Source organism: Photobacterium sp. 2_MG-2023, assembly GCF_030547675.1.
Taxonomy (GTDB): Bacteria; Pseudomonadota; Gammaproteobacteria; order Enterobacterales; family Vibrionaceae; genus Photobacterium; species Photobacterium arenosum.
In genome coordinates this window covers 203,434-209,634 of record NZ_JAUOQQ010000005.1, presented here as the reverse complement: position 1 = coordinate 209,634, position 6,201 = coordinate 203,434, and the positions used below count along the sequence as shown (strand labels likewise).

Genomic DNA, 6,201 nt, shown 5'->3' with positions numbered 1-6,201 from the left:
TGGCTTATGGCTATCGAGATACTGGTTATTTCTTTCTGAAAATACGATCAGTCTTCCCCGGAGATCCGAGATGAACCTAATAAAAGCCTTGTCAGAAGTCAAAGAGAAGTGAACCATGAATATTCTGATCATTGATAATTACGATTCCTTTACGAATAATATTTCTCAGTATGTTTTTGAACTGACAGGGATCATGCCGACGGTAGTACCGAACTCTGCATCATACGCTTCATTGAATATTGATTTTTTTTCGGGTGTAATTCTTTCACCTGGCCCGGGGCACCCTGCCTGTGACGAAGATTTTGGCGTATGCGGTGAAGTCATTGATAAATGCAGCATTCCAATTTTGGGTATTTGCCTGGGACATCAAGGGATAAATACCAGATTTGGCGGCCATGTCTCCCATGCGCCATCACCGGTTCATGGCTATAAAAGCCAGATTATTCATAATGGCGAAGGCTTGTTTTCTGGCATCCCCCAGTCGTTTAATGTGGTCCGCTATCACTCCCTGATATGTACGGAGGTTCCCGATTGCCTTGACGTTACGGCCCGCACAGCAGACGGGTTAATCATGGGCATTGCGCATCGCGAAAAACCGATATGGGGAGTCCAGTTCCATCCGGAGTCGATTGAATCAGAGTATGGACACACTCTGATTGGTAATTTCATTAACATGATTAATCGCGGTGAACCGGCTGGTTGCGATTCTGATGCCGACAATGAAATACATCGTGTTATCAAAGAAGCGGCGGGTACATTTTCATTGGGAGTAAACTATGAGCCCCTGAAAATGACGATGAGTGTCTCTGACATTTTTTCGCGTTACTTTTCGGGCAAAACATCTGCATTTTGGCTCGATAGTGAAATGGCTGATGCGCGGTCTGCCAGGTATTCTTTAATGGGCAGTGGACAGCCCGATGAAGCCATTGTGTTTCGCTATGAGGTCAGTACACGTACATTACATCTGAGTGGCCCCTGCGGGGACAGTGATATCCAGGGGGATTATTTTGAGCTGATGGATCGCATTGTAGCCTTTCTGAAACCAGATTCAGAAACTGAGGCACTGATGCCCTATGGTTGCGGGCTGGTTGGTTATTTGGGCTATGAACTGAAAGCCCTGATGGGCAGTAACAATAACCACCGTTCTTCCACACCCGATGCGCTGTTTTTTTTACCTCAGAATTTACTGATTTTTGATCATCAAGAGCAAACTGCTTACCTCTGCCATCTATGGGGGGAGCCGATGACGTTTTCTCTGGAAGCCGCACAACAGAGCCCTCAGCAAGGTGCGTCATCGTTTCAGCCTGGACCAGTGCCTGAGCAGTCGCTGGAGCTGGAAGACAGTGCGGAAGTGTATATCGATAAAATTCATCGTTGTCTGAAAGAAATCCGGGACGGCGAATCTTATGAAATATGCCTGACAAACCGGGCGCGTCTGCCATTTAGCGAAGACGAGCTTTCCGCCTATATGAAGATGCGTTCGGCAAGCCCCGTACCTTATGGGGCTTATATGAAAACGCCCGATTTTGCGATCTTAAGCGCTTCACCTGAAACATTTTTGCAAATTGATTCGAATCGTACAGTGACATCCAAGCCAATTAAGGGCACCCGCCCCAGAGGAAAGACGGAGGCACAGGATGAGGTCTTGAAGCACGAGCTGGCTTGCTCTGAAAAGGATCGGGCAGAGAATCTGATGATCATTGATTTGGTCAGGCATGATCTGAATAGTATCTGTACCCCCGGGACGGTACATGTACCCAAAGCTTTTGATATTGAAACCTACAGTTCGGTCCACCAACTGGTATCAACGATTGAAGGGCAGCTCAAACCCAATATCGGAACGTTTAGTGCAATTAAAGCGTGTTTTCCGGGCGGATCAATGACCGGAGCACCCAAGCGGCGCACTATGGATATTATCGATGGTCTGGAATCTTCCGCCCGGGGAATCTACGCCGGAAGCCTGGGTTGGGTTGGGATGAATGGATGCACGAATTTAAGCATTGTTATTCGAACCGCAGTGGTGAAAGAGGGGATGGCAGAATTTGGCATTGGCGGGGCAATCGTTTCTGCTTCTTCTCCCGTTGAAGAGATGGAAGAAACCTTAGTGAAAGCCAGTGTGCCGTTTTATTCCTTAACAGCAAGCACGGAGACAAAACATTGAGCCAATATGTAATATTCGGTGGTGCGGGTGTCGTTGGACAATTCATGGCAACACTTCTTGAGTCTGAAGGCTATTCGGTTACTGTGGCTGATCAAGTTGCGCCCGCATACAAGGTGGATCATGTTATCTGCGATGTACGGCATCTTGATCCCGCACTGACAGAAAAGATAAAAGCGGCTTCTGGTGTGGTTTTTGCTCTGCCTGAATCGGTAGCTGCAGCGTCTTTGGCGGTTTACGCACCGTTATTGACGTCTGTGGATGTCGTCGTTAATACCTGCTCGGTACAGGTGCCATTCCATCAGATCGCGGCAGATTGCCTGCCGTCCGTCAGTGTTGTCGGGGTGAATCCCATGTTTTCACCCAAACTGGCTTGTCACGGACGTCCGGTCATCGTTTGCGAACAGGTTCAGAGCCAAGCGGGAGCCATGATGTCGGCACTGCTCGCCAGACAGGGAATGGATGTCTCGCAGATGAATCCAAGCGATCATGATAACAACATGGCGCTTTGTCAGGCGTTGCCGCATGCTGCAATTCTGTCCTTCCTGACAGCCTTAGTTGACGAAGGCTGTGATATCAAGGTTATCTACCAAATCGCTCCGCCTCCCATGAAAACATTATTAAGCTTGGCGGCCAGGATCCTCGCCAATGAGCCTGAAACCTACTGGGATATCCAAGCCTATAACCAAGCTGCCAGTAAGCAGCGCGACAAGCTGATGGCTTCACTCTCAATATTAAATACGCAGGTAGAAAGCAATGATTTTTCGGCTTTTGTCTCTCAGTTGGATGATTCCAAACAACATTTAAAGGAAATACTGCCTCAATCTGAGAAAGAGGCAGAGTGTATTTTTCAGACATTAATGACTCTTAACACGGGAGGACAAGATGAGCTCAGCCGCTAATCCACTGGTTGCTATTTTGAAAGATCGCTCAAAAGCACTGGCACTGTTTGTCATTATGCTGCCAGTACTTTTGGTGACTATCGATAACACCATTCTGAACTTTTCATTACCGCGTATCGCGTCTGCACTGAGCCCTTCCGCGGCTCAGCAATTGTGGATTATTGATGCTTATTCCATTGTCCTGGCCGGACTGCTGGTCACTATGGGGGGAGCCGGTGATCGACTCGGCCACAGGAAAATGCTGTTTATCGGCTGTAGCGGTTTTGCCGCTGTATCTCTGGTTGTCGTGTTTTCTCAGCAGGCCTGGCATCTGATTGCTGGTCGAGCGGTGCTGGGTTTCTTCGGGGCGATGATTTTACCTGCCACCTTGGCTTTGATTCGTTCGGCGTTTGAAGACAGAGAAGAAAGACGCATAGCTGTGGCCGTTTGGGCAACGTGCCTGACAATTGGCTCGGCGCTGGGTCCTTTGGTGGGCGGTGTGTTGCTGCAGTATTACGATTGGCAATCTGTATTCTTAGTTGCATTGCCATTTTTAGCACCAGTCATACTTTTTGCACCTTTCTGTCTTCCTGAATCGGAGAAGCAACCTGCATTCAGCATTGACTACTGGAGCATTACTTTAAGTCTGGTGGCTATGGTGAGCCTGATGTTTGCGCTGAAACATGGTGCGACGGAAGGCATAGATGCATTGGCTATCTCGACTTTTATCTGCGGTCTGGTGTTTGGTGTGCTGTTTGTACGCCGGCAATTGGCATTAAAAGATCCCTTGCTGGATCTCAAGTTGTTCACCATCCCGGCATTTTCAGTGTCAATTGCGGTGAATCTGGTCAGCCTGGGACTGCTTATCGGATTTATCTACCTTGCAACACAGCTGATGCAAATTGTACTAGGCAGCTCCCCGTTAGTGGCCAGCCTGAATCTAGTACCGGGGCAGGTGTTAGCGATTGTCGCTGGGATGGCTGTTGTCCCGGTTGTACAGCGTATCGCACCCAACCGGGTGATTGCGTTTTGTCTGGTATTAGCCGGCGTAGCGTTTATGGTTTTCGCTCTGTTTGATATTTCGATGCTGACAATTGCAGTCGCGTTTGCATTATTGAATATTGGGGTGGCAGCTATTACGACTGTGACCAATGACCTGGTTCTGTCTTCGGTTCCGCCAGACAGTGCCGGCAGTGCCTCTTCCGTAAGTGAAACAGCTTATGAAGCCGGTGTGGTGTTAGGTACTACCCTTATTGGTGGCGCGGTAGCCTGGTTATATCGTGCGAATTTTGTGGCACCTGCAGGTATTGATGTGTCTGTGGCTATGCAGGCAAAAGAAACCTTACCCGGGGCATACGCAGTGAGCCAGACGTTGAACAGTGAGTGGGCAGATTCTCTGCTCGAGTCTGCGTCGATTGCTTTTACGCAAAGTGTACAGCTGGTCAGCCTGGGCGTTGCGGTGACTGTGCTGGCTGTGGTGTTGGTTGTACTTAAATACCTGAAGCTACCGAGCTCGGAGAGTGCCGATTTGGCGACTGAAATGCAAGACTGAGAGCAGAAACGCGGCCCTTTTTAAAGGGCCGTTTTTTGTTTTGAATGACTTATTCAGCATCGCTGACGTTTTCGACACTATAGTGTATCGGTAAGTAAAATTTTAAGGAGTGGTGATATGCCGCTTACACAGTTGGATAGTCGCACTGCATTGATTGTGATTGATCTGCAAAAAGGCATCGTGGGGCTTCCCCTGGCGCATGATGCAGGAGTCGTCGTGAAACATGCCGCCCGGCTGGCAGAGGCGTTTCGCTGCCATCAGTTACCGGTTGTACTGGTGAATGTGGCTGGCAGTGCCCCCGGACGTACAGAGCAGCCCCGTGCCGGAGGCACACCTGCCAGCGACTGGGCGGAACTGGTACCGGCAATGACGCCGCTGGCGAATGATATCTGTATCACTAAGCGATGCTGGGGCGCGTTCAGCCATACTGGCCTGGAAGAAACACTCGGCGCCTTGTCCGTAACCCAGGTTGTGGTGGTCGGTATCGCAACCAGTATCGGTGTGGAATCAACCGCCCGTCAGGCGTATGAACTCGGGCTGAATGTCTCCTTATGTACCGATGCCATGACAGATGTGAATGTGTATGCCCACCATAATTCGCTGGAACGCATTTTCCCCCGTCTGGGCGAGACAGGAACCTGCGAGGAACTGCTGGCCCTGCTGGACACACGCTAGCGCATCAAGGCCGTAGGGCACAGGCCAGACAGTCCTAAGTTATTAACTACTCTAGCTGGGTTGGATGTCCAGTCCTGCAAGGCGGTGCCAGTAACCGTTACAGTGGATGTGATCCGTCACCGGGCAGGTGGTTCCTGTTAATTCGGCCTGTTTGAATGCACTGAGCGTGGCCAGAATATCCTCTGCCATCGGGCTGATGCGTACCACATCCACCAGTCCGTCCATGCTTGCGAGATCCTTGATCAGGTTATAACAGTAGCCGGATTGCGTCTGAATACCATTCAGGGTGAACAGTCGCTGGCCTTCCTGACTGTTTGCGGCCAGGCCTTGCGGGTAATGAATGCAGCAGGTCTGACAGTCGTCTTTGGCTTTGCCTTCCGCTCTGGCCGTAAAGCAACGGGCGGAATAGGCCAGCGGCAGATAGCCATAACTGAACACTTCCGTTTCAAACCGGTGACGAATGCCCATTGCAGCACAGTCGTGCAGAATGTTATTCAGCCAGTCCCGTGACAGCTCTACCGGCATGCACCAGCGTGTCATGCCTTGTCTGACAAAAAGCTGTAAGGTCTGCGCGTTATAACAATTGACTGCAGGGCCAACCACAAAGGGGACGTTTTGCTGATGGGCGAGATGGATGGCGGAGACATCATTCGCTTCTATACTGAATTCGCCGTTATCAATGTACTTTTTCATGACATTGATCTCACTGGGCGCTTCCAGCAAAGCTTGTGTGGAAAGTACCACCTCTTTGCCTGCGGCTGCCAGTTCCCGGGCCAGTACTAGCCAGTCGGCGGGCTTCATCAGCCGCCGCTTCGCACAAACGGTTTCGCCCAGATACACAATATCGGCGTCACTGCGCCGGGCGGCGTGATAGAAAGAGTCAACATCCGTTTTAGGCCAGAAGTAGAGCAGCGGCCCCAATGAATATTTCATGT

At 50.2% G+C, this 6,201-nt stretch carries 5 protein-coding genes; 4 read left to right on the top strand and 1 reads right to left on the bottom strand.

Annotated elements, in window-relative coordinates:
- The first annotated feature begins 115 nt into the window (after positions 1–115).
- The 4 genes from pabB to Q4491_RS06525 all read left to right on the top strand — a co-directional run bounded on the left by pabB (position 116) and on the right by Q4491_RS06525 (position 5,266).
- Positions 116–2,161 carry an aminodeoxychorismate synthase component I gene (pabB, locus tag Q4491_RS06540; RefSeq protein ID WP_303455815.1) on the top strand — a complete coding sequence of 682 codons (2,046 nt, stop codon included), beginning with the start codon at positions 116–118 and terminating at the stop codon, positions 2,159–2,161.
- Complete coding sequence (locus Q4491_RS06535) at positions 2,158–3,060, top strand: prephenate dehydrogenase dimerization domain-containing protein (protein ID WP_303455813.1); 903 nt, start codon at positions 2,158–2,160, stop codon at positions 3,058–3,060. Before pabB ends, Q4491_RS06535 begins: the two co-directional genes overlap by 4 nt.
- Positions 3,044–4,591, top strand: a complete 1,548-nt coding sequence (locus tag Q4491_RS06530; RefSeq protein ID WP_192015606.1) for an MFS transporter — start codon at positions 3,044–3,046, stop codon at positions 4,589–4,591. Before Q4491_RS06535 ends, Q4491_RS06530 begins: the two co-directional genes overlap by 17 nt.
- Before the next feature lie 117 nt (positions 4,592–4,708).
- Positions 4,709–5,266 carry an isochorismatase family protein gene (locus Q4491_RS06525; RefSeq protein ID WP_303455811.1) on the top strand — a complete coding sequence of 186 codons (558 nt, stop codon included), beginning with the start codon at positions 4,709–4,711 and terminating at the stop codon, positions 5,264–5,266.
- Positions 5,267–5,317: 51 nt separating this feature from the next.
- On the opposite strand, the gene Q4491_RS06520 is transcribed toward Q4491_RS06525, so the two are convergent.
- Positions 5,318–6,199, bottom strand: coding sequence for a U32 family peptidase (locus tag Q4491_RS06520; protein WP_218383345.1), 882 nt, complete (start codon positions 6,197–6,199; stop codon positions 5,318–5,320).
- Positions 6,200–6,201: the final 2 nt, after the last annotated feature.